This window comes from Flavobacterium sp. DW-iso2 (assembly GCF_058725285.1).
Map to the genome: position 1 here is coordinate 45,181 of NZ_JBZXDY010000007.1, position 23,435 is coordinate 68,615.

16 protein-coding genes are annotated in these 23,435 nt (G+C 34.3%); 14 read left to right on the plus strand and 2 right to left on the minus strand.

Annotation, left to right across the window (positions count from 1 at the left end; translation table 11 throughout):
- Positions 1 to 325: 325 nt before the first annotated feature.
- On the minus strand, positions 326 to 2,059 hold the full coding sequence (locus AC4PRO_RS06675; protein WP_492116795.1) for a response regulator: 1,734 nt from the start codon (positions 2,057 to 2,059) through the stop codon (positions 326 to 328).
- Between the two features lie 118 nt (positions 2,060 to 2,177).
- Positions 2,178 to 8,516 (minus strand): PAS domain S-box protein, encoded by a 6,339-nt coding sequence (locus AC4PRO_RS06680; RefSeq protein ID WP_492116796.1) that lies wholly within the window; start codon positions 8,514 to 8,516, stop codon positions 2,178 to 2,180.
- A 185-nt stretch (positions 8,517 to 8,701) separates the two neighbouring features.
- On the opposite strand from AC4PRO_RS06680, the gene AC4PRO_RS06685 reads away from it, so the two are divergent.
- The 14 genes from AC4PRO_RS06685 (at position 8,702) to AC4PRO_RS06750 (ending at position 23,398) form a co-directional block, all read left to right on the plus strand.
- Positions 8,702 to 10,015 carry a TolC family protein gene (locus AC4PRO_RS06685; protein WP_492116797.1) on the plus strand — a complete coding sequence of 438 codons (1,314 nt, stop codon included), beginning with the start codon at positions 8,702 to 8,704 and terminating at the stop codon, positions 10,013 to 10,015.
- A gap of 54 nt (positions 10,016 to 10,069) precedes the next feature.
- Entirely contained in the window at positions 10,070 to 11,158 is a 1,089-nt protein-coding gene (locus tag AC4PRO_RS06690) for an efflux RND transporter periplasmic adaptor subunit (protein ID WP_492116798.1), read from the plus strand.
- A 214-nt stretch (positions 11,159 to 11,372) separates the two neighbouring features.
- Entirely contained in the window at positions 11,373 to 14,618 is a 3,246-nt protein-coding gene (locus tag AC4PRO_RS06695; RefSeq protein WP_492116799.1) for an efflux RND transporter permease subunit, read from the plus strand.
- A 60-nt stretch (positions 14,619 to 14,678) separates the two neighbouring features.
- Positions 14,679 to 14,984 carry a hypothetical protein gene (locus tag AC4PRO_RS06700; RefSeq protein WP_492116800.1) on the plus strand — a complete coding sequence of 102 codons (306 nt, stop codon included), beginning with the start codon at positions 14,679 to 14,681 and terminating at the stop codon, positions 14,982 to 14,984.
- 14 nt (positions 14,985 to 14,998) lie between these two features.
- A complete protein-coding gene (locus tag AC4PRO_RS06705) occupies positions 14,999 to 15,184 on the plus strand; it encodes a YgaP family membrane protein (protein ID WP_074722811.1) in 186 nt (61 codons plus the stop codon).
- A 389-nt stretch (positions 15,185 to 15,573) separates the two neighbouring features.
- Positions 15,574 to 16,005, plus strand: coding sequence for a DoxX family protein (locus AC4PRO_RS06710; RefSeq protein ID WP_492116801.1), 432 nt, complete (start codon positions 15,574 to 15,576; stop codon positions 16,003 to 16,005).
- 1 nt (position 16,006) lies between these two features.
- Positions 16,007 to 16,465, plus strand: coding sequence for a MarR family winged helix-turn-helix transcriptional regulator (locus AC4PRO_RS06715; protein WP_492116802.1), 459 nt, complete (start codon positions 16,007 to 16,009; stop codon positions 16,463 to 16,465).
- A 23-nt stretch (positions 16,466 to 16,488) separates the two neighbouring features.
- The gene (locus AC4PRO_RS06720) at positions 16,489 to 17,121 is read left to right on the plus strand and encodes an NAD(P)H-dependent oxidoreductase (protein ID WP_492116803.1); all 633 of its coding nucleotides are present in this window, start codon (positions 16,489 to 16,491) and stop codon (positions 17,119 to 17,121) included.
- Positions 17,122 to 17,372: 251 nt separating this feature from the next.
- Positions 17,373 to 17,912, plus strand: coding sequence for a GNAT family N-acetyltransferase (locus AC4PRO_RS06725; protein ID WP_492116804.1), 540 nt, complete (start codon positions 17,373 to 17,375; stop codon positions 17,910 to 17,912).
- A 415-nt stretch (positions 17,913 to 18,327) separates the two neighbouring features.
- Positions 18,328 to 18,783, plus strand: coding sequence for a MarR family winged helix-turn-helix transcriptional regulator (locus AC4PRO_RS06730; RefSeq protein WP_492116805.1), 456 nt, complete (start codon positions 18,328 to 18,330; stop codon positions 18,781 to 18,783).
- Between the two features lie 10 nt (positions 18,784 to 18,793).
- Positions 18,794 to 19,426 carry an NAD(P)H-dependent oxidoreductase gene (locus AC4PRO_RS06735; RefSeq protein WP_074722823.1) on the plus strand — a complete coding sequence of 211 codons (633 nt, stop codon included), beginning with the start codon at positions 18,794 to 18,796 and terminating at the stop codon, positions 19,424 to 19,426.
- A gap of 26 nt (positions 19,427 to 19,452) precedes the next feature.
- The gene (locus AC4PRO_RS06740) at positions 19,453 to 20,019 is read left to right on the plus strand and encodes a YceI family protein (RefSeq protein WP_074722825.1); all 567 of its coding nucleotides are present in this window, start codon (positions 19,453 to 19,455) and stop codon (positions 20,017 to 20,019) included.
- Between the two features lie 288 nt (positions 20,020 to 20,307).
- Entirely contained in the window at positions 20,308 to 21,588 is a 1,281-nt protein-coding gene (locus AC4PRO_RS06745; RefSeq protein ID WP_492116806.1) for a beta-helix domain-containing protein, read from the plus strand.
- Between the two features lie 409 nt (positions 21,589 to 21,997).
- On the plus strand, positions 21,998 to 23,398 hold the full coding sequence (locus tag AC4PRO_RS06750) for an anthranilate synthase component I family protein (protein ID WP_492116807.1): 1,401 nt from the start codon (positions 21,998 to 22,000) through the stop codon (positions 23,396 to 23,398).
- Positions 23,399 to 23,435 lie beyond the last annotated feature (37 nt).

Below are 23,435 nucleotides of genomic sequence, written 5' to 3' on the forward strand. Positions count from 1 at the left end.
GTAATTTATTATTTTTTAAACGTAGAATATTAATATCGAAAAACAGTTGCTTATACACTTAATGTAAAGACAAAATAGCATTAAATCATTTAAATGGTATTCGAATAAAAATCAAACAATGATTTCGAGTTCATAACATAATTCAAAATCCAGTCAATAATATAGTGATTTAAAAGTGCGTACTATCTTAGTTGCAAACTGCTTATCAACACACCCGCCTCTACATAAATAATGCGAAATATTTACAATGTAAGAATGTTTTTTAAACTTTTAAAAACTGATCTTACACTATGATTCTTCAGATTCAAAAGTCTGAAAACAAATGTTATTTAGTTAACCATTTGAGTAATACTTTTTCTAAATCTGATATAATAATAGGCTTTGGCAGATAGTCACTCATTCCTGATTCAAAACATTTCTCTTTGTCTTCAGTCATTATTCCGGCTGTTATGGCAACAATTGGAGTTTGTGCCCCATTAGACAATAACCGAATCTCTTTGGTTGCTTCATATCCATTTTTGTTGGGCATCTGAATATCCATTAATATGATATCTGGTTTTTCCTTTTTAAATTGCAGTACGGCCTCATTTCCATCTCCTGCCACAAAAACAATTGCGTTTGGCATTATTTTCTTTACCAATGTCCTTGCTAATAACATATTTATTTTATTATCCTCTACTATTAAAACCTTCTTTTTAGAAAGCATTTTAAAAGGAATAACACGGTTACTAATGATTGAATTAATTGAAGAATTAACACTTTGTTTAGCGTTCACCTTCTTGAATTGAATAGTAAAAAAGAAATTGCTTCCTTCTCCTACTTTACTCTTTAATTGCAATTTACTATCCATTAAGGCTAAAAGTTTGTTTGATATAGATAGTCCTAAACCAGTCCCACCATATCGGCGACTTGTAGAATTGTCTTCTTGAATAAAAGACTTAAAGATTTTTTTATTATTACTCTCCTTTATACCAATGCCCGTATCTTTTAAAGAGAAATTAAGTATACAGGAATCTTTACTTCCAGAGGGAGTTTCAGAGATATCCAAAGTAATTTTTCCTGTATCGGTAAATTTTAACGCATTGCCTATCAAGTTTACTAATATTTGTTTTAGCCGGGGCGCATCTGCTTGAATATAATGTGATACTTTGTAATCGATATTAAGGACTAAATCTATCTTCTTGATTATTGCCTGACATTTAAACAAATCAATAACTTGTTTAGTTAGTTCATAGATATCTGTCTTTATAATTTCCAGTTCTAATTTCCCAGCTTCAATTTTAGAAAAGTCTAATACATCATTCACAATATGCATTAGCAGTGTGGATGATTCGTTAACTGTCGACACATATTCCAGATGATTCTTCTCTAGATTTGATTTCATTAACAAATCGGTGAAACCAATTATTCCATTTAAGGGTGTTCTAATTTCGTGACTCATATTAGCCAAGAAATCCGTTTTGGCACTGTTAGCTACCTCAGCCTCTTCTTTTGCTTTAATTAATTCAATCTCCATCAACTTTCGCTCAGTAATATCAATTACGGAGATATGACAATGCTCCGTATTTTGATCTACAATACCTGTAATGTAAACATATAAAGTTTCATCTTCGTTATTTATAATGGCGACTTCACAAGATTCTTTTTTCGAGTATTCAAACACTTTTTCCAAAAAAAGATTGAAAGTTGGTTTGGTATCATCTGAAACAAAAAAACCAAACCGACTATTTACCAATTTAAATCGGTCTTTTCCTAATAGCTCGGCGCCAGCCCGATTTAGTTCGACTATATCTCCTTCCTTATTGATGGTAAAATAACCCGAAGGCAAAAAATCGTATAGTTCAGTATATTTCTGAGTGGCCTTATCGGCTTGACCGTTGGCTAATGCAAGTTCTGCATTTTGCATTTCTAGTTCAATCTGATGTACTTCTAATTCATGGACAAGTCTAATCACGTCGCTGTCAACTAAATTAAAAGCTGACTTCTCATTCCTCTGTATTGCTTCTGCCTTTTGACGAAGAGTTAGGACTTCCTGTATATTATCTTTGTCATTTTCCATAAATAAATACTTTATTTTCAATAAATTTAAATAAAAATTATCATTATTTTATAAAAAACACTTAATCCTTATCAATAACTAGGATAAATAATAAACTTAAATTTTTGAAAGAAATAGCTTATTTATTCAACCACTTAATTAATAGTTGTTTTAAATCAACTTCAATTATAGGTTTTGATAAATAATCGTCCAACCCTGCCTCCAGACATTTTTCTTTATCACCACTCATTATACCTGCTGTAATTGCAATAATTGGAGTACTTGGACCGCCTTGTACCCGTCTAATTTCGTAAGTGGCTTCGTATCCATTTTTATTCGGCATTTGAATATCCATCAAAATAATATCCGGTTTTTCCTTCTCATATTGTGCTACAGCTTCGTTTCCGTCCCTAGCTTCATAGATAGTGCAATTAGTAATTATTCTTTTAACAAGCGTTTTTGCTAAAAGCATATTGATTCTATTATCCTCAACAATTAGAACCCTTTTATCACTAATGCTTCCCATTGCGATATCTTCAGTTGTGTTAATGTATTCAGAAGTTCTTTTATTGTTACTTTTTAATTTTTTAAATTCAATTTCGAAGAAAAAATCACTTCCGTCACCATACTTACTGATCAATTGTAATTTACTCCCCATTAATGCTAACAACTGATTTGAAATCGACAACCCTAATCCTGTTCCTCCAAACTTTCGACTGGTTGAGTTATCTTCTTGTACAAATGAATTAAATATTTTATCCTTATTAGCTACTTTGATTCCAACGCCTGTGTCTTTTACTGAAAATTTTAAAATTGTGTTTTTCTTATCCAATGCCGCTATCTCAGTGATGTCTAAACGTATTTCTCCAAAACTTGTGAATTTTAATGCATTACTCAATAAATTTACCAAAATTTGTTTGAGCCTAACAGAATCTGCCATTATATTTTCTGGAACATTCTCACTTAGATTTAATACTACACCAATGTTTTTCTGGTTCGCTTGATAGCTGAATAAATCAATGACCTGACGCGTCAATTTATACAGACTAATTTTTTCAATATTCAATTCTAGTTTACCGGATTCTATTTTAGAAAAATCCAAAACATCATTTACAATCTGCATTAAAGAAGTGGCAGACTCATTAATCGTCGACATATATTCTAACTGATTTTTTTCCATTTCTGATTTCATCAATAAATGGGTAAATCCTATGATACCATTCAATGGCGTTCTAATTTCATGGCTCATATTAGCTAGAAAATCAGTTTTGGCCTTGTTTGCTGCTTCAGATTGTTCTTTTGACTTCACTAATTCAATTTCCATTAATTTTCGTTCCGTAATATCAATAAAGCTAATTACAATTTCAGTGATTGCACCTTTGCTTTCTTGAAAAGCAAACCCATTAACTAATAACCATACAATATCATTTGTTAACGGTCGATTTACTCCAACAGTCACATTTTTTATTGAACTTTTAGATTTTAAAATTTGATTTATCGGGTAATCTTCAACTGGCATTTCAACACCTTCTTCATTAATAAATTTCCACGCTGAGTCAGTAGCTATTTTTCCCTGCATTTGATCAACCGTTATTCCTAGCAATTCAATTGCTTTTTCATTACTCATGATAATCGATGTATCTGGTCTATGAACAATAATCCCAGCATCGAGATTTTGCAATAATCCACGATATCGTTCCTCACTTTTCGCCAGTGATTCATCGATAAGTTTAACCTTTGTAATATCACGAGAAAGGCAGATAAAATGGATTTCATTATCAACCGTTTCCTTCATAGGAGCTATTGATAGTTCATACCAACGCAATTCATTTTTTTTCTCCAAAGAATATTGACGCCCAGTTGAAAATCCTTTTTCAGCTGCTTCTTGGATGGCTGAGAAAGCTAAATTAGTAGCATCAGGAGGTAATATATCAGAAATTTTCTTACCGATAAATCGATTTGTTGGTTCCACAATGGAATCTTTAAGATGCGAATGATAGTTGTATATGGTACCGTCTAAACCAACTTCTAACATTAGATCTGGAATCGCTTCAATAATTGCCTCTAACTTTTTATTAGACTTTTTGAAATCTTCTTCGGCTTTTTTGCGTTCACTTATGTCTCTAACTATTGCTACAATTCGCCCGTCAGTGAGCATTTTGGCAGAAATTTCTACTGGTACCGATGTTTGATCCTTTCGCAACATATCACGCTCAATTGAAGTTCGTTCTCCATTTAACAATTCTTTTTGCATCAATGGTCTACGTATAAGCGTAACATTTGTATAAAGGTCTGTAATATTTTTTTTACACAATTCTTCTTTAGTATAACCAAGCATAGCGCACGCGCTTTTATTCACTTCGAGAAGATTTCCTGATACGTCATTAATAAAAATAGCATCTGAAGCTTGCTCAACAAGACTACCGTATTTTTCTTCACTATTAATTAATTGTTCTTTTATATTTTTTAATTCGGTAATCTCCGTCATTGATCCATTTAAACGAATTGCTTTTCCATATTCATCTCTGGATATTACCCCTCTATCGTAAAATATTCCATAACTCCCATCAAATTTTTGAAAACGGAATTCATCTGACCAAAAATTTGAAGTTCCTGCATAAGACTCCTCAAGATTTTTTATAACCCTTTCTCTATCATCCGGATGAACCTTTGATCGCCATATAAAACTGTTGTTTTTACCATTAGGCAAACTACTTCCAAAGCCTAAGAGATCCGAAAAAGCTTGATTGTTCCAACTTTCTTCCGTCAATATATCATATTCAAACACTGCATCATTAGTGGCACGTGAAATCATTTCAAATCGTTGGTTTGCTTTTTTAATTTCTTCTTCTGCCTTTTTCCGGTCTGTTAAGTCAAAGCCCATACCCAAAAGGCATCTTTTTCCTTCATATTCTATTGCTAAAGAATTGATATAATAGTGTACCTTCTTTTTTGTTTTCGTATAGAATTCAACCTCAATACCAGGAGATTCTTTTTTAAATACATTCTTAATTCTTTTTCTAATCCTATCCTTCTCATTCTCATCATAGAAATCCACTGGCGTCATTTGACTAATTTCATGGCCGTTGTACCCCGTAATAATCTCAAAATTTGTATTCCATTTCACAAATTTTCCAGCTTCATCATAGAGATAAAATATTCCAGGTAAATTATTTATTATCGTTTCTGAAAGTAGTTTTTCTTTAAAAATTAAATCTTCAGCTATTTTACGTTTTGTAATATCGGTAATGGTTCCTATATAACCCACAATCTGATTTTCTTTATTTCGCTCTGGCGTTGCCTGTCCCATCACCCAAGCAATAGTACCATCAGGTTTTATAAACCGATATTCAGATAATGATTTTTCATTATTTATGGTAGCATTTTCCCAACCATTAAGAATAGAGCTCCTATCTTCTTCATGAACGGCGTTAAGCCATCCATTCCCCAAAGCTTCATCAAATGAAAGCCCTGAAATTTGAGTCCAACTTGGATTAACATAATTGGTATACCCAGCCGCATCCGTACGAAATATTCCCACCGGAGATACCTCCGTAAGTGTGTGGTATCTTTTTTCACTTTGAAAAATAGCCTCTTCCGCTTTTTTATTTTGAATTTCTTTTTCAAAAACTTCCAAAGCAAAAGACACATCGTCAGTGGCTTTATTTAACAATTCAATTTCTTCGTCATCAAAAAAGTTTTTATCGCTTGCATAGAAACTAAAAACACCTATTACTTTACCGCTCCTTTTAATAGGTGAGGACAGTACTGAATTGTAGCCTCGGCTAAGCGCGTCTTCGCTCCATGGCTTCATTAAACTGCAATCTTCAATATCATTACAAACAACATATTTCCCCTCTCTTATTGCTGTTCCAGCCGGACCCCTTCCTTCAGGAATATCCTTAGTCGAAATCGTTTTGATGACAGAGTGATATCCGTTATCCTCGCCCGCAATCATTACAGGTATCACTTTAGCTGTATTCTCTTCATGCAAACCAATCCATGCCATTCTAAACTTACCCACCTCAACCGCAATAGTACATGCTTCCTTAAAAAGCATTTCTTCATTAGTGGCGCGAACAATAACCTGATTAATTCTACTGATAAATGAATAAAGTCGATTGACTTTTACTAGTTTTTGTTCTTCTTGTAATCGCTCCGTTATATCCGTAACGATACCGTGACAAATTACCGTTCCTTCCGCTTCAACTACTGGCAAAGAATTTACCTCATGCCACACTAATCCTTTTGATGGATGAAAATAGCGATACCTGCCTTTAAGAGGAACCAACTTAGACTTAGTTACTTTAATTTTTTTAGTCACCATTTCTAAATCCTCGGGATGAATCAATGCAAAAATCTTTTCTGGATGATTCTCTATTTCTGCATGATTGAATCCATAAATATCCTTTATTGCCTTACTAGCATAAGGATAACTTAACGATCCATCGCTGTTTTGACGCATGGAGTAAATTAAACCCGGAGATGTAGCAGCGATTTTAGCAAATTTATCCCTTTCTTTTATTAAGGACTCGATTGCTTCTTTTGTTACTGTTATATCCTTTAAGTTAGCGATAATACCATTAACTCCACTGTCATCTATCATATTAGTAACAACTCCTTCTAACCATATATAATTTCCGTTTTTATGCTTTACCTGAAACAATAAAGGAATTGGTTTTCCTGGATTAGTTATCGCTTTTTCCAACATCTTGTAGACATACTCTAAAAAATCCGGATGAAAATAATTTTCATCTGCAATTGCATCAAATTCTTCATTTGTATAACCCGTGACAAGGGCAGATGAAGGACTTCTAAAAATAACTTTAAGTTCTTTATTTACAACAGTGATTATTCCTTGATTATTCTCTACTAAAGCTCTAAAACGTTTTTCATTTTTTTCAATAATAGCCTCAGAATATTTCTTTTCGGTAATATCTCTAAAAAAGTTTGACATACCGTCAGCTGATGGGTAAAAATGATTTTCTAACCACTGGCTGTTATTATAAAAATATTCAAAACAATAATATTCATTAGTCGCTTTAGCTTTATTAAATGCATCTCCTAAACTTGAGTTCATCGCTTCTGGAAATTCTGTCCAGATATTCTTCCCAATCATTTTCGCAGGATTACAGCCCATAATTTCACCCGCTTTTTTATTCATATAGGTATAACACCAGTTGTTATCTAGTGCCACAAAAGCATCTGTTATACGCTCAAATGTATTGGTGAGTAATTCATTTGCTCGTTTAATTTCAGTAATATCTTTAACAAAACCCATAAACCGATTTTCAGAAAGTTTTACTGAATCAACGCGAGACCATATAATTTCTCCTGACTTATGAATTATTTTAAACTCTCCTTTTGACCCTCCTACTTTTTTTACTTTATTAAAACACATCCCCAAATCTTCAAGAGATTCGTGAAATGTTATATCCATCATTGATAATGTTAAAAGCTCTTCTTCTGAATAACCAAGAATTGAAGATACAGCTTTATTTACCTCAATAAAACTACCAGTTTCATCAGCTATAAAAATTCCATCTGGAGCATTTTCAATATAATTTTTAAATTTAGCATTGCTCTCTTCTTCAATTAACTCAAGTTTGATTTTAACCTCCGCTTGCTTCTTTTCTTTTAGTTTTAAGGTAAGTATTTTCTTTTCTGATACATCTTGCGTATTCCCTCTAAGAGCAATCACTTTTCCATCTTTATCAGTTACAGGAATAACAATTACATGAAGCCATTTTATTCTATTAGCAGAAAAATGGGCTGTCTTTTCAATTTCAAAAGACTTATTATCCTGGATGCATTGATTTATTTTATTTTGAAATTGGATACCCTCTTCTTTTGAGAAACACTTTAAATAGGATTGAAACAAATCCTCTTTCGGCTTCTTTTTAATTTCGAAGATAGAATATAATTCTTCCGACCAAATCATCTTTTTAGTGATTATATCAAATTCCCAACTTCCAATTTTAGCCATTTTTTGAGCGGCATTTAACAATCGCTCACTGATAATTAAATCCTGTTGTGCTTCTCTTATTTGGGTCACATCTCTTCCTATTCCATAAATAAGTTTTCCACACTGGTCGAAACTAGTAGTCCATTGAATAGTAACTATGGCTCCATTTTTTTTAATATATCTATTTTCGAAGCTTAATGAAGTCTGACCTTTGGATAAATTTTCTATTTCAAGATTGGTTTTTTCTAAATCTTCTGGATGGAGGAATGAAGTTAACCTTTTGCTAAGCAACTCCTCTTTTGAATATCCTAATTTTTTTACGAATGCTGGATTTACCTCTTTGTAGTATCCATCCATTTCCGCTATGCCTAGCAAATCCATGGATTCTTTAATATAGAATTCAAAATTGGCTAACGTATCTCGTCCTTTACTTAGTTCCTTTATTTCCTCTTTTTGATCTAATATAACTTTAAGTAAATCCTCATAGGTAGGTTTGGCTCCATTCATACTCATAAATGCAAATAATTATAAATATCTCTTTCGGTTGCAATTGCTAAATATAACAATTTATACTTAGAAATAATTATGCATCATGTATTTAAAAAATAAATTACCCATATTTTCCTCGAGTGTGACATTTGTTACTGTGTAGCCCTTGTTGCGAAATTATCTTTGCCTAATAATTAGAAATAAAAATTATGAAGAAAATAAATTTAATAGTACTATTTGGGATAATTTTAATGTCATCAATTAGTTATGGTCAAGATACATTGGCTATTTCTAAAACTGATCTTTGGCAGAAGGTAGCCGATAAAAATTTACAAATTAAGATTGCAGATCAGGAGTTTAAATCGGCACAAGCAGATTACAGACAATCCAATTCTCTTTTCTTACCGAATATTTCTGCCTCACATACAGCGATTTCGACAACAAATCCTTTAATGGCTTTTGGGTCTAAGCTGAATCAAGAAATTCTAACGGCTTCCGATTTTGATCCTAATTTATTAAATAATCCAGATCGTACTACAAACTTTGCCACTAAAATTGAAATTCTACAACCCATCATCAACATAGATGGATTGTATGGAAGACAGGCGGCAAGAGCTAAGATGAATGCATATTCACTACAAACGGAACGTACCAAAGAATACCTGGAACTGGAAGTAAACAAATCGTTTATGGAATTGCAATTGGCCTATAAAGCTGTTGTCGTTTTAGAAAAAGCAAATGCAACTGCGGCAGAAAACTTGAAGTTAATAGGAAACTATTTCAAACAAGGGATTCTTCAAAAAACAGATTTGCTATCCGTACAAGTTCGCGTAAGTGAAATAAAAAACCAATTGCAATATGCAAAAAGTAATGTGCAAAACGCCTCTGATTACTTGGCTTTTTTATTGAATGAAGATCTTGGAGACAAAGTATACAAACCTGCTGAAGCTCTAGAAAACACCATTACCATACAAACGATTAACACTTCCCTTTCGGCAAACAGAAAAGATATTCAAGCGATGGATCAATCTACTGAAGCCTATCAAAAAATGTTATTATCGAGCAAAATGACTTTCTTACCTCGTTTAAATGCTTTTGGAAGTTATGAATTGTACGATGACACCCTTTTTGGGACTAATGCAAAAGGATATGTGGTAGGAGCTCAATTATCATGGAATGTATTTGACGGTTATAAATCAATTGGAAAAATGGAAAAAGCGAAAGCTGATTTCCAAAAAGCGGAGATTGAAACACAACAATACAAAGCGAAAAGCCAACTGGAATTGAACAAAGCGAACCGCCAGCTTAATGATGCTGAGAACAAGGTGAATCTATCTAAGTTAGATCTGGAACAATCACAGGAAGCGTATAGAATAAGAAGCAATCGTTTTACTCAAGGATTAGAAAAAACGACAGACTTATTACAATCTGAAACGCAGATGTTCAAAAAAGAACTGGACTATTTACAAGCTGTTTTTGAATACAATTACACTCAGGAATATTTACAGTTTTTAACAAAATAAAAGTCAATTTCAATGACAATTTCAAAAATCAATTTCAATTTTAAAAGTAATATAATGAAGAACTTTTTATTTAAAACGACAATAATCGCTTCCCTTTTTGTCCTACTTATTTCTTGTAACGGAGAGAAAAAAGAAGCTGTGGCGGAATCTCCTGCAATTGCAGTTAAAGTAAGTGGCGTTGCTGAAAATGACAACAGTCCATTTGTAAGTGCAAGTGGAAAAATTGAAGCAGAAAACAGCGCTGATTTAAGTACACGAATGATGGGTTATGTAACTAAAGTTTATGTACAAATAGGACAACAAGTAAAAGCAGGACAATTATTGGTAAGCATCAATAATTCTGATTTACTGGCAAAAAAAGCACAGGTTGATGCTAGTATTCTTCAAGCTACCGCCGGATATAACAATGCTAAAAAAGACTACGATCGTTTTGTCGCTTTGTTCAAACAACAAAGTGCTTCCCAAAAAGAACTAGACGATATGACGGCTCGATATGAGATGGCAAAAGCAGGATTAGAAGGGGCCAGACAAATGCGAAATGAGGTAATGGCACAATTCAATTACTCTAATATCACAGCGCCGTTTTCTGGAGTGGTGACTAACACTTTTGTAAAAGAAGGTGATATGGCAAATCCTGGAATGCCTTTAATAAGTGTTGAAGGTGCTTCAAAACTACAAGTGACTGCAATGGTTTCTGAAGGTGATATCACTTCTATCAAGAAAGGAATGCCAGTAACCGTTTTAGTAAAATCGTCTAACGAAAAACTGACTGGTAAAGTAAGTGAAGTAAGCGTTTCTGCTAAGAATACTGGAGGACAATATTTAGTCAAAATAAATTTAGACAAAACAGACAGCCCTGTTTTATCTGGAATGTTTGTCAATGTACAATTCCCAGTGGAAAACAAAAGTACTACTACTCTAAATACAATGGTTTTAGTTCCTGAAAGTGCTTTAGTAAGACAAGGACAACTTACTGGAATCTATACTGTAGGAAATGAAAACGTAGCGCTTCTAAGATGGTTGAGAACAGGAAAAACATTTGGAGATAAAGTGGAAGTATTATCCGGCTTATCAGCTGATGAAAACTATATCATCTCTGCCGAAGGAAAATTATTCAACGGAGCGAAGGTTAGTATTCAGTAAGCAGTGGTCAGTATTCAGTGATCAGTGATCAGTAGATAGTGGTCAGTGGTCAGTGGTCAGTCAAAAATAGTTGTTAATACCGCGTGAGGGATAGCAGTGAAAATCCTTTTTCGTCAGTTCGAGTTTCCGCTTTTTAGCGGAAGTATCGAGAACAAGAAAAAGATTGTAACGAATAGCCCGACCCTTGTGGTCACGCCCAAATAAATAAAATATTATGCAAGAAGGAATTTCAGGTAAAATTGCCAACTTTTTCATCAACTCAAAACTAACTATTTTGATGATGATTGGTTTGATGATCATTGGGGTTTACAGTTCTTTTCTTATTCCAAGAGAAGAAGAGCCACAAATTAATGTCCCGATGGCTGATGTCATGGTGGGATATCCAGGAGCGAGCCCTACCGAGGTAGAAAGCCGTGTGGCAAAACCGCTGGAGAAAATCATCTCAAATATCAAAGGGGTTGAGCACGTGCATACGATGGCCATGAACGGTCAGGCGATGCTTATCGTTCAATTTTATGTAGGTCAGGATGTGGAGCGTTCGTATGTAAAATTATACGACGAATTAGCAAAACACGAAGATATGTTCCCAAAAGGAGTGTACAAACCAATCGTAAAAACGCGTTCTATTGATGATGTTCCCATGCTTGGGATCACGCTTTGGAGCGATAAAATGGACGATTTTCAATTGCGCCAAATTGCCGAAGAAGTAACCTCGGAAGTAGAAAAAGTAAAAGATGTTGCCATCACCAAAGAAATTGGCGGAAGAAGCCGCGTCCTAAAAGTGATTTTAGACAAAGATAAAATGGCAGAGAACGGCATTGATGCCTTAGGTATCATGGGAATGATTCAAGCTAATAATAGCAGCTCTCAATCCGGGAGTTTTGTCAATACCGATGAAGAATATTTGATTACGACAGGGAAGTTCTTAACGTCAGCTGACGATGTAGAAAATCTGGTTGTAGGTGTTAATAAAAATATGCCTGTTTACTTAAAACAAGTCGCAACGGTTCAAGACGGCCCTTCTACGGCAAAAAGCTATGTATCCTTTGGCTACAGTAAATCAAACGAAAAATACAAAGACGCAAAATCAGAATATCCTGCCGTAACCCTATCTGTTGGTAAGGTAAAAGGCGCTGATGCGATGAAAATTTCGGAGAAAATCATTGACAAAGTAGAACATTTAAAAACAACTATAATACCTAATGATGTTCATGTTGAAGTAACCCGTAATTATGGTGAAACAGCATCAGATAAAGTAGGTGAATTGTTGCTGCACTTAGGTATCGCTATTTTGGCCGTTACTATTTTAGTAATGTTTGCCATGGGCTGGCGAGGTGGATTAGTGGTATTCTTCTCGGTTCCATTAACATTTGCTTTGACATTATTCAGTTACTATATGCTGGATTATACGTTGAACCGAATCACGCTTTTTGCCTTGGTTTTTGTGGTGGGAATTGTCGTCGATGACAGTATCATTATCGCAGAGAATATGCACAGGCATTTCAAGATGAAGCGATTGCCATTTAAACAAGCCGCTATTTACGCGATAAATGAAGTAGGAAATCCAACGATTTTAGCGACATTTACGGTTATTGCAGCTATTTTACCCATGGCGTTTGTATCTGGAATGATGGGGCCATATATGAGTCCGATGCCTATTGGAGCTTCGATTGCGATGATATTATCACTGTTTGTTGCCTTGACGGTTACGCCTTATTTAGGCTATCATTTACTGCAAGAAAAAGACGAGCAAGGACATAAAGAAGCCGAAGGTTTAGAAACTAGTTTCATTTATAAAATGTACAACAAGTTGGAGCGTCCTTTACTAGAAAGCAGCATGAAACGAAGAGTGCTTGTGGGAGTGACTGTTTTATTACTGTTTGGTTCTGTTGGTATGTTTTTTACCAAATCAGTTTTGGTGAAAATGTTGCCTTTTGATAATAAAAACGAATTTCAAGTCGTAATTGATATGCCCGAAGGAGCGACTCTGGAAAGAACAGCAGCCGTTACTAAAGAAATTGCACAATATTTAACCACAATCCCAGAGGTTGTTGATTATCAAAACTACATTGGAACCTCGGCACCAATCACTTTTAACGGATTAGTACGTCATTATGATTTACGTGGTGGAAGTAATATGGCTGATATTCAAGTGAATTTATTGCACAAAGAAGATCGAAAATTACAAAGTCACGACATTGCCAAAAATGTGCGTCCGCAAATTCAAAAAATTGCCAAGAAATATGGTGCGAATGTAAAAATTATCGAAGTTCCGCCAGGACCTCCTGTATTATCAACATTAGTAGCTGAGATTTACGGCCCCAATTACAAAGACCAAATTAAAGTGGCGCAACAAGTAAAAGATATTCTGCATAAAACAGAAGGTATCGTAGATATCGACTGGACTGTGGAAGACAATCAAACAGAATACAAACTAGAAGTTGACAAGGAAAAAGCAATGCTGAACGGGATTGCACCTCAACAAATAGTGGGGAATTTGACTTATCTATTGAAAGAATATCCTATTTCTAATTTGTATGCTGAAAATTCTAATGACAATGTAGGGATTGTTCTTTCGCTTGACGATAAAGACAAAACAAGCTTGCAAGACATTCAGAACCTAAAAATAAAAGGAAGCCAGGGGAATATGATTCCGGTGAGTGATTTGGTAAAAGTAAAAACAGATACATTACAAAAAACCATTTATAGAAAAGATCAAAAACGCGTGGTTTATGTTACCGCTGATATGGCTGGAGCATTAGAAAGTCCGGTGTATGCAATTCTGGGAATGACGGAGAAACTGGATAAAATGAAAATCCCAAAAGGATACAAAGTCAATGAATTATATATGGACCAACCAACAGATGAAAGTGATTTTACGGTAAAATGGGATGGGGAATGGCAGATTACATTAGAAGTATTCCGTGATTTAGGAGTAGCCTTTCTAGTAGCTATCGTGATTATTTATATGTTGATTGTGGGCTGGTTCCAGAACTTCAAAACACCAATGGTGATGATGCTAGCGATTCCGCTTTCCTTAATCGGAATTGTGTTTGGTCACTGGTTATTAGGTGCTTATTTTACAGCAACTTCTTTTATTGGTATGATTGCCTTGGCAGGTGTTATGGTGAGAAATTCAGTTTTACTGATTGACTTTATCGAAATAAGATTGAATGATGGCGTACCGTTAAAACAAGCGATTATTGAGGCTGGAGCAGTAAGAACCTCTCCTATTCTATTGACAACAGGTGCAGTAGTTATTGGAGCTTCCATTATCTTATTTGATCCGTTGTTTCAAGGATTGGCAATTTCGCTAGTATTTGGAGCCATTGTTTCTACTATTCTAACATTGATCGTAGTGCCCATAATTTATTATGTGACGGAGAGAAAGAAATGGGAATCCTCCCCCAGCCACTCCGAAGGGGGGGAGACAGAACCTAAAAAAGAAAATGTTATATAATTAACTACTCCAGTTCCCTCCCTTTTTCGGGAGCTTAGCTGGAGATAATACTAAAAATCAATGAAACTACTAATTATAACCGCAATAAAAGCATTTGACGCAGCAGTCAAAAAAATGCTAAAACAAGCACAAGTACAAACTTTTAGCTACAAGGATGTAACAGGATTTAAAGATATTTCTGAAGTGTCAATGGAAGGAAATTGGTTTGGAAGCGAAATGAGCGAAAACGAATCCATATTGTATTACGCCTTTGTAGACAACGGAAATGTAGATACATTGATTGAAAAAGTGAATGAATTCAATGCGAAACAAGAAAGTTTGTCAAACATTCATGTGGCCGTATTAAATATTGAAAAACACAATTAATAAAATTATAAAATATGAAAAACAAAGTTTTTAGAATACTAGTAGGATCATTTATCTTAATCAGTCTATTATTATCCGTTTACGTTAATCAAAACTGGTTGTGGTTCACGGCTTTTATAGGAGTCAATTTAATTCAATCCGGTTTTACCAAATGGTGTTTACTGGAAACTATTTTATCCAAAATCGGACTGAAAGACTAATTCCCATTTATATAAATCTAAACCCCGATTTGCCACAAGCAGCTCGGGGTTTTTTATGCGCTTATTTTTTTGGGCGTGTCCCCACCTACACTCCGTTGCGGTGCGGTCGGGCTATACGCTGTATCTTTATGGCTTGAAGAAACGCCATAAAGGATGCCGCTTCTATCCCTCACGCAAAACACAACAGCGTTTGTCATTGCGGGCAGAATTGTTATTGCGAGCGAAGCGAAGCAATAACACTAACAAAGGCACACAAGTTGAGCAGCAGGATGGGATTGCTTCGCTTCGCTCGCAATGACAAGTTTACGCGTAAATAAATCGTGATTACAAAACAATTGACTACATTTGCATCGTACACGATATAAACGCGTACGCTTAAAATTAAAAAAATGAGTAAAACCATAGAAACAACATTGATACAAAATATTTTCAGAATACTATTAGCCTTTTTTATGGTCTATGCCGGATTCAGTCACCTTACTTTTAATAGAGTAGATTTTCAGGCGCAAGTACCAGACTGGTTGCCGCTAAGCAAAGATTTGGTCGTAGTACTATCTGGTATAGTAGAAATGGCATTGGGTCTCGGTTTGGCTTTTTGGAAAAAGGAACGAGTTGTATTTGGTTGGGCACTCGCGTTGTTTTTTATTTTAGTGTTTCCAGGAAATATTGCGCAATACTTAGATCAAAAAGATGCTTTTGGAGCACTAAATTCAGATAAGGCACGTTTAATACGTCTGTTTTTCCAACCGGTACTTATTGCCTGGGCATTATGGTCAACTGGCGCGTTTAAAGACTGGAGAACCAGAAAAACAGAAGACTAATATGGACGATGCACAATTAAAATTAAGCAGCCAAGTTTGCTTCCCGCTCTACTCCGCTTCCCGTCTCCTCACTAAGGCCTACAAACCTTATTTAGACGAAATGGGGATAACGTATCCACAGTATTTAGTGCTACTAGTATTGTGGGAAAACGATGATCTTTCTGTAAATCAGATTACCGAGAAGCTGCTGCTAAATACCAATACACTTTCACCATTGCTAAAACGCATGGAAAAAATGGAACTCCTGCAACGCAATCGTTCTACTACAGATGAAAGAAGTGTTATTGTACAGCTTACAAAAAAAGGAAAAAACTTAAAAGACCAAGCAAAGCCCATTCCTGAAAAACTCATCAAAATATTGCTTACCGAAAATATCAAGATATCCGATGTACTGCAGCTAAAAGAGATGCTGAATGAATGGATTAAAATACTAGGAGAAGGCAACAAAAAATTAGAATAAAACAAAAAATAAAAACAAAGAATATGGAATTATTAGACAAATTAAATTGGAGATACGCTGCTAAAGCGATGAATGGTACAAAAGTATCACAAGAAAAAATTGACAACATAATTGAAGCAATATCACTTGCTCCTACATCAAGTGGTTTACAACCGTTTGAAGTAATTGTAATTACAAATCAAGAATTAAAAGAAAAAATCAGACCTATTTCTTGGAACCAATCCGTTGTTACTGATTGTTCTCATTTGTTTGTATTCGCTGCCTGGGATACTTACACCGCTGAACGCATTAACAAAATGTTTGATTTAACAAACACCATTCGTGGTTTTAAAAACGAAGGTTGGGAAAATTACCGTCAGATGCTTTTAAATCTTTATCCGCAAAAGGATGCTGAGGAAAACTTTACCCACGCTGCTAAACAAGCTTACATCGCATTTTCGCAAGCTATTACTGCTGCCGCTTTTGAAGGAGTTGACAGTACACCTTTAGAAGGTTTTGATGCTGATGCATTGGATGAAATTTTAGGATTAAGAGCTAAAGGACTTAGAAGTTGCGTTATGCTTCCTGTAGGTTATAGAGACAGCGAAAATGACTGGTTAGTTAATCTTACTAAAGTGAGAAAAAGCAAAGAAGACTTAGTTACTTTAATTGATTAGTACCTAAAATTAGATAAGCTAAAGCGGTTTGAGTATACACTCCAACCGCTTTTTTTTTGTTCTATATCTTGGACCTCATAACTCCACTACCGCACAAATCCTTCAACATGGAAAACGTAGACCTAAAGCTAGCACAGCTTCCTACTTTGTCATAAAGGAAATTTTACACTCAAATACTTATGTTCTCAATAAGCCAATTTTAACTATCTCCGTTTATTTCATATATTCGTTCTGTACAAAACGATGCCAAAATGAACTTCAAATCTTTTCCAGAAATAAAATCAGAACGTCTTTTATTAAGAAAATTGAAAGAATCTGATGATGCAGTTATCTTATACTTACGCTCTGACGAAACGATTAATCAATATATCGAAAGACCAGAAAACAGAAAAACAAAGACTATCGAGCAAGCACTCCAATTTATAAATGAAATAACCGATGATTACCACAATAATAAATCGGTAACTTGGGGCATCATTTATAAAAACGAACCTCAACTTATAGGAACAATTTGCTTGTGGAACATTTCCGAGAACAATACCCTTGCCGAAGTGGGTTATGCCCTTAATCCTGCGTTCCAAAATAAGGGAATTATGAGCGAAGCGCTAAATTGCGTTATTAATTTTGGCTTCAATGAATTGAAACTAGACAAGATCGAAGCCTTCACACATCATAAAAATGAGAGCTCTAAAAAAATATTAGAAAAAAATGGATTTACGTTTATGGAAAACCGAAAAGATCAAGACAATGATGCTAACAGTATTTATGAAATTCTAAATAGTCAGAGTTAACTAATTGCGATTCCTTATGCAATTTTAAATCACGGTATATAAAGCTAAGGTTTTGAATTTCGTCTGTATTAATTTTTAATGGCAAATTGAGTACCATAAAAAAAAGCTAGATGATAACGTCAGTAGTTACTCTCATTGGAAGCTAAATACTACTTGTTTTTTTTATAAGATAATGTAAACAAACCTCATAAAAAGCAATTTAAAAGAGGGTCGTTTTTCATAACTCCTATCAGTATCTCTATAAGACCAACTAGACTCTCTCTTCACAAAAACAAATAAAACACCTAATTTCACCTCCCGAAACAAACTACTTTGTAATACTCAATTAAAACTTTAACAAAAAAACTAGAATACATTTGTATATACAAATAAAATAAGTGTTACATTTGTACCAACAAATGAAAACCGTATTGGTATGAAAATTGAAGACATCATAAAAACTACAGCCATTTTAAATAATTCAAATCGAATTATTTTAAATGTAATGTATACCGAAAACATAATCAATGAGAAATTCAATGAAGTTTTGAAACCCTATGAGTTATCTGGTGAACAATACAATGTGTTACGTATACTAAGAGGGCAAAAAGGAAATCCTGCTAATATGAGCGTCATTCAGGAACGGATGATTGCCAAAACGAGTAACACTACCCGTCTGGTAGATAAATTATTATTAAAAGAATTGGTTACACGCAAAGTCTGTCCAGAAAACAGAAGAAAAATAGAGGTTTTGATTACTCAAAAAGGATTAAACGTTCTACATGAACTAGACCCTAAAGTAACGGAGCATGGTAATTATTTTTCAAAAAATTTAAATGACGAGGAATTAGAGCAATTGAATACATTATTAGAAAAATACAGAAATCAATAAAATATAAATTATGAGTACTTTCTTAGAACACCAGAATTGGAGATACGCAACAAAGAAATTTGATGCCAGCAAAATAATAAACACCGAAGATTTAGATACTTTAAAAGAAGCAATCCGTTTAAGTTCTTCTTCTTATGGATTACAACCTTACAAAATTATCATTGTTGAAAACCCCGAATTAAGAGCTAAAATCCGACCTGCTGCCTGGGGCCAATCTCAAATAGTGGAAGCTTCACATCTTATCGTTTTTGCAAATGAAACTCAAATTGCAGAACAATCTATTGATAGTTATGTCAAAAATATAAGCACTACAAGAAACGTCCCTATTGATTCATTAAATGGATACTCAGACTTCATGAAGTCAAAAATAGTAACGCTTGATAAAGATTCAAAAAACATTTGGGCGTCAAAACAAACCTATTTAGCAATGGGTAACTTATTAAATGCAGCTGCCGAACTAAAAATTGACGTTACTCCTATGGAAGGCTTTGTTCCTGAGCAGGTAAACGAAATATTAGGATTAGAAAAACTAGGTCTTAACGCTTCTTTAATAGCGACTTTAGGTTACAGACATGATGAAGATGCTACTCAACATTACAAAAAAGTTAGAAAATCACAAGAGGAATTATTTATTACACTATAATTATTAACACTAATCAAACTAAACACATGAAAAATTTAAAAGCGATTGCATTAGCACTAACGGTAGTATTCTCTACTTTATCAGTAGCAGCACAAACAAAAAAAGTAGATGCGGCAGCAAGCACCATTAACTGGGTTGGAAAAAAAGTAACAGGACAACATAGTGGTACTGTAAATCTAAAAGCGGGAACTTTAATCTTTAAAGGAGATAAATTAGCTGGCGGAAGTTTCACTGTTGATATGACTTCATTAACTTCTACTGATCTTTCTGGTGAGTACCAAGGAAAATTAAACGGTCACTTGAAATCAGAAGATTTCTTTGGAACTGAAAAATTCCCAACTTCTACTTTAGTATTCAAAACTATTGCAGCAAAATCTAAAACTGTATATACTGTAACTGCAGACTTGACTATCAAGGATAAAACAAGTCCAGTAACATTCGATATTACTGTAAACGGAAATACTGCTACAACAGCTTTCAACGTTGACAGAACTAAATATGATATTAAATATGGTTCAGGAAGTTTCTTTGACAACTTAGGAGACAAAGCAATTTCTAATGAATTTGAATTGGCGATTTCATTGAAAATGTAAAACAAAGCATTTAAGTATTTAATTTACCCCAACAATTATTTTGTTGGGGTATTTTTTTTTAAAGAGTAATTCCTTACATAAATTAACATTCGAAATTTATAATAACACATTCATAATACCCACAAATTCTTAGGATAACATACTACTTCTAATTTTGGAATTGTTAAAACACTAACATTAATAAAGCATTTTTTAAATAAAAAAACGCTGCGTGAGCCAAATAAAAACAATCACCAATACCATTTTCCTTCTCAATTGAGGAAATAGAAAACTTTAAAAAGTATCGTTATGAAAAGAAAATTATGTTTTACAATTGTCGGTTTTATCTGTGGTCTTATAACTTTTGCACAACAACCTAAGGGAATTACTGGTGACTCCAATTGGATGACAAACTGGACTAACTTTAAGCCGGCAACAACGGATTACAGCGAGGCTACAAATATACTAGCGGGTATAATCGACAAAGACACTAAACTATACAAAAGAAATACCTACCAGTTAACTGGTGTGGTTTATGTAACTAATAATGCAGTTTTAACTATAGAGCCTGGAACTGTCATTAGAGGCGATGAGGAAACATGCGGTACGCTTGTCATAACAATTGGTGCCAAAATCATAGCCGAAGGCACAGAAACGGATCCAATTGTCTTTACATCTTCGAAAAATGTTGCCGCCAGAAGACCGGGAAATTGGGGAGGTATAATAATTTTAGGAGAGGCTCCAATCAATAAAATAGGAGGCATCAGTTACTTAGATTTCAATTTAGACCCAATGATGAGCCATTATGGAGGAAAGAACCAAGACGATAACTCTGGTATTTTAAAATATGTTCGAATTGAATATTCAGGTAGAAAGATAAATGCACTGAAAGAACTGAATGGTCTATCGATGGCCGGTGTGGGGCGAAAAACAAAATTTGATTTCATTCAGATTAGTTATTCTAATGATGATTCTTTTGAATGTTATGGTGGTGACGTAAATCTCAATAATCTAATCTCATACCGCGCTACTGACGATGATTTTGATTTTACGCAGGGCGCGCAATGTAATATTAACAACAGTATCGCCATTCGCCATCCTTTTTCTTCTGATATATCTGGCTCCAGATGTTTTGAAATAGATTCCTATGATAAAATTGAAAATGCTGATATGACTAAAAAATTTACCAAAATAAATGCCAATAATATCACCTTAGTCAATTTAGAAAAAAACAACCAAGGTCTAATCCGTGAATCTGTATATATCAAAGAAAACAGTTCGCTTAACTTAAATAACAGTATTGTTTCTGGCTTCAGTCCCTTTATTTTATTAGAAGGAAAAATAGGATCTGGCGCAGCCAATTTAGTCAAAGTAAACATTCATGAAGTCAAGATTAATAATTGTACAGGTTCCGTTGTAAGCGAGATCTCTTCATTGGACCCCGAAATACAAAAATGGTACAGCAACGACTCCTTTTCTTTAGAATACACTAACCTCACTATTCCAGATTTATTTACCGAAACAAGTATCAAAAACAACAATCCTGATTTCAGAATTAAAGTAAAAAGTGTATTGGTCATAAATAACTAAGAAGTATTACAAAAAAGCGGGAATTTAATTCTTATAGTACAAACCCATTCTCAATATTTCGAAAAAAGGTTCGACAAACTTCAAAATTTTCCTTAAGATTTACTTCTTAAGAAAAAGGAATAATTCAAAAATGGTATGTCACAAGAAAATATAACAAAAAAAGACTAAGAATTTAGTTTTTTTTATTCTAATCGAATTGAATAACCAAATTACATTTATATATTTGTAACATGAACACAAATACAAACAATACTTGGTGGTGGAACAATTTACGTCAAAAGTCGTGAACTAAGCTCCTATGGTATTATCCACTATAAATATAAAAGGCTTGTCATCACGACAAGCCTTTTTTTTATGTTCCTTTATTTTCAACATCACTTAAGACTTTAAACCTTAAACTTTAAACAAATTGAAACCTTTTATATTTAATACAAAATACAAACAAATACTTGCAGACACCATAACTCCTGTTAGTGTGTATTTCAAGATACGCGATAAATTTCCAAACAGTCTTTTATTAGAAAGTAGCGATTATCATGGGAGCGATAATAGTTTCTCTTACATCTGTTGCAATCCAATTGCTTCTATAAAAATAGAAAACGAAACGATTTACAAAACCTTCCCAGACGGTACTTCGGAAAAAATAGCAATCGATGCCAACACAAATATTCCCGAAGTAATCCAAGAGTTTTCAGGGCAGTTCAAATCGGAGAAAAACGACTTTAAATTTATCAATAATGGTTTGTTTGGGTATATTTCCTATGATGCCGTACGCTATTTTGAGAAAGTAAAAATCGCCAAAAAAGACAATAGCATTTCAATCCCAGATGTATATTATGCAGTGTACCAAAATATCATTGCAATCAATCATTTTAAAAATGAAGCGTATATCTTCTGCCATAGTTTGGACGGAAAAAACAACATTTCTGAAATTGAACAATTATTGCAATCCCGAAATATTGCTTCTTATAAATTTTCGAAAGAAGGCGAAGGCTTTTCAAATTTAACAGACGAAGCGTTCAAACATAATGTGGCTTTGGCCAAAAAGCACTGTTTCCGAGGAGATGTTTTCCAATTGGTGTTATCTCGTAGGTTTACCCAAGGTTTCAAAGGTGATGAATTCAATGTGTACAGAGCGTTGCGAAGCATCAATCCTTCTCCTTATTTGTTCTTTTTTGATTACGGAGATTTCAAAATTTTTGGGTCTTCGCCCGAAGCACAAATTATTGTCAAAGACCGTAAGGCTGAAATACACCCTATTGCCGGAACTTTCAAGCGAACAGGTGATGACGAAAAAGACGCAATACTGGCGAAGCAATTATCCGAAGATAAAAAAGAAAATAGCGAACATGTGATGTTGGTCGATTTAGCCCGTAACGATTTAAGTAGAAATGGTCACAAGGTCAACGTGGAAAAATACAGAGAAGTACAGTTTTTCTCGCATGTGATTCATTTGGTTTCCAAAGTAACTGGTCATTTACATGAAAAAGCAACGACTATGCAAGTAGTCGCCGACACTTTTCCAGCTGGTACATTAAGCGGAGCGCCAAAACACAGAGCAATGCAACTCATCGAAGAATATGAAAAAACAAATCGTAATTTTTATGGCGGTGCTATAGGATTTATGGATTTTGAAGGAAACTTCAATCATGCCATTATGATTCGAACATTCCTGAGCAAAAATCATCAGTTACATTCTCAAGCGGGAGCCGGAATTGTTGCCAGTTCAGATGAAGAAAGTGAAATGCAAGAAGTGTACAATAAACTCCTTGCGTTGAATAAAGCGCTGGATTTAGCAGAGACAATATAGAAAATAAGTGGTCAGTTTTTAGTGATTTAGTATCAGT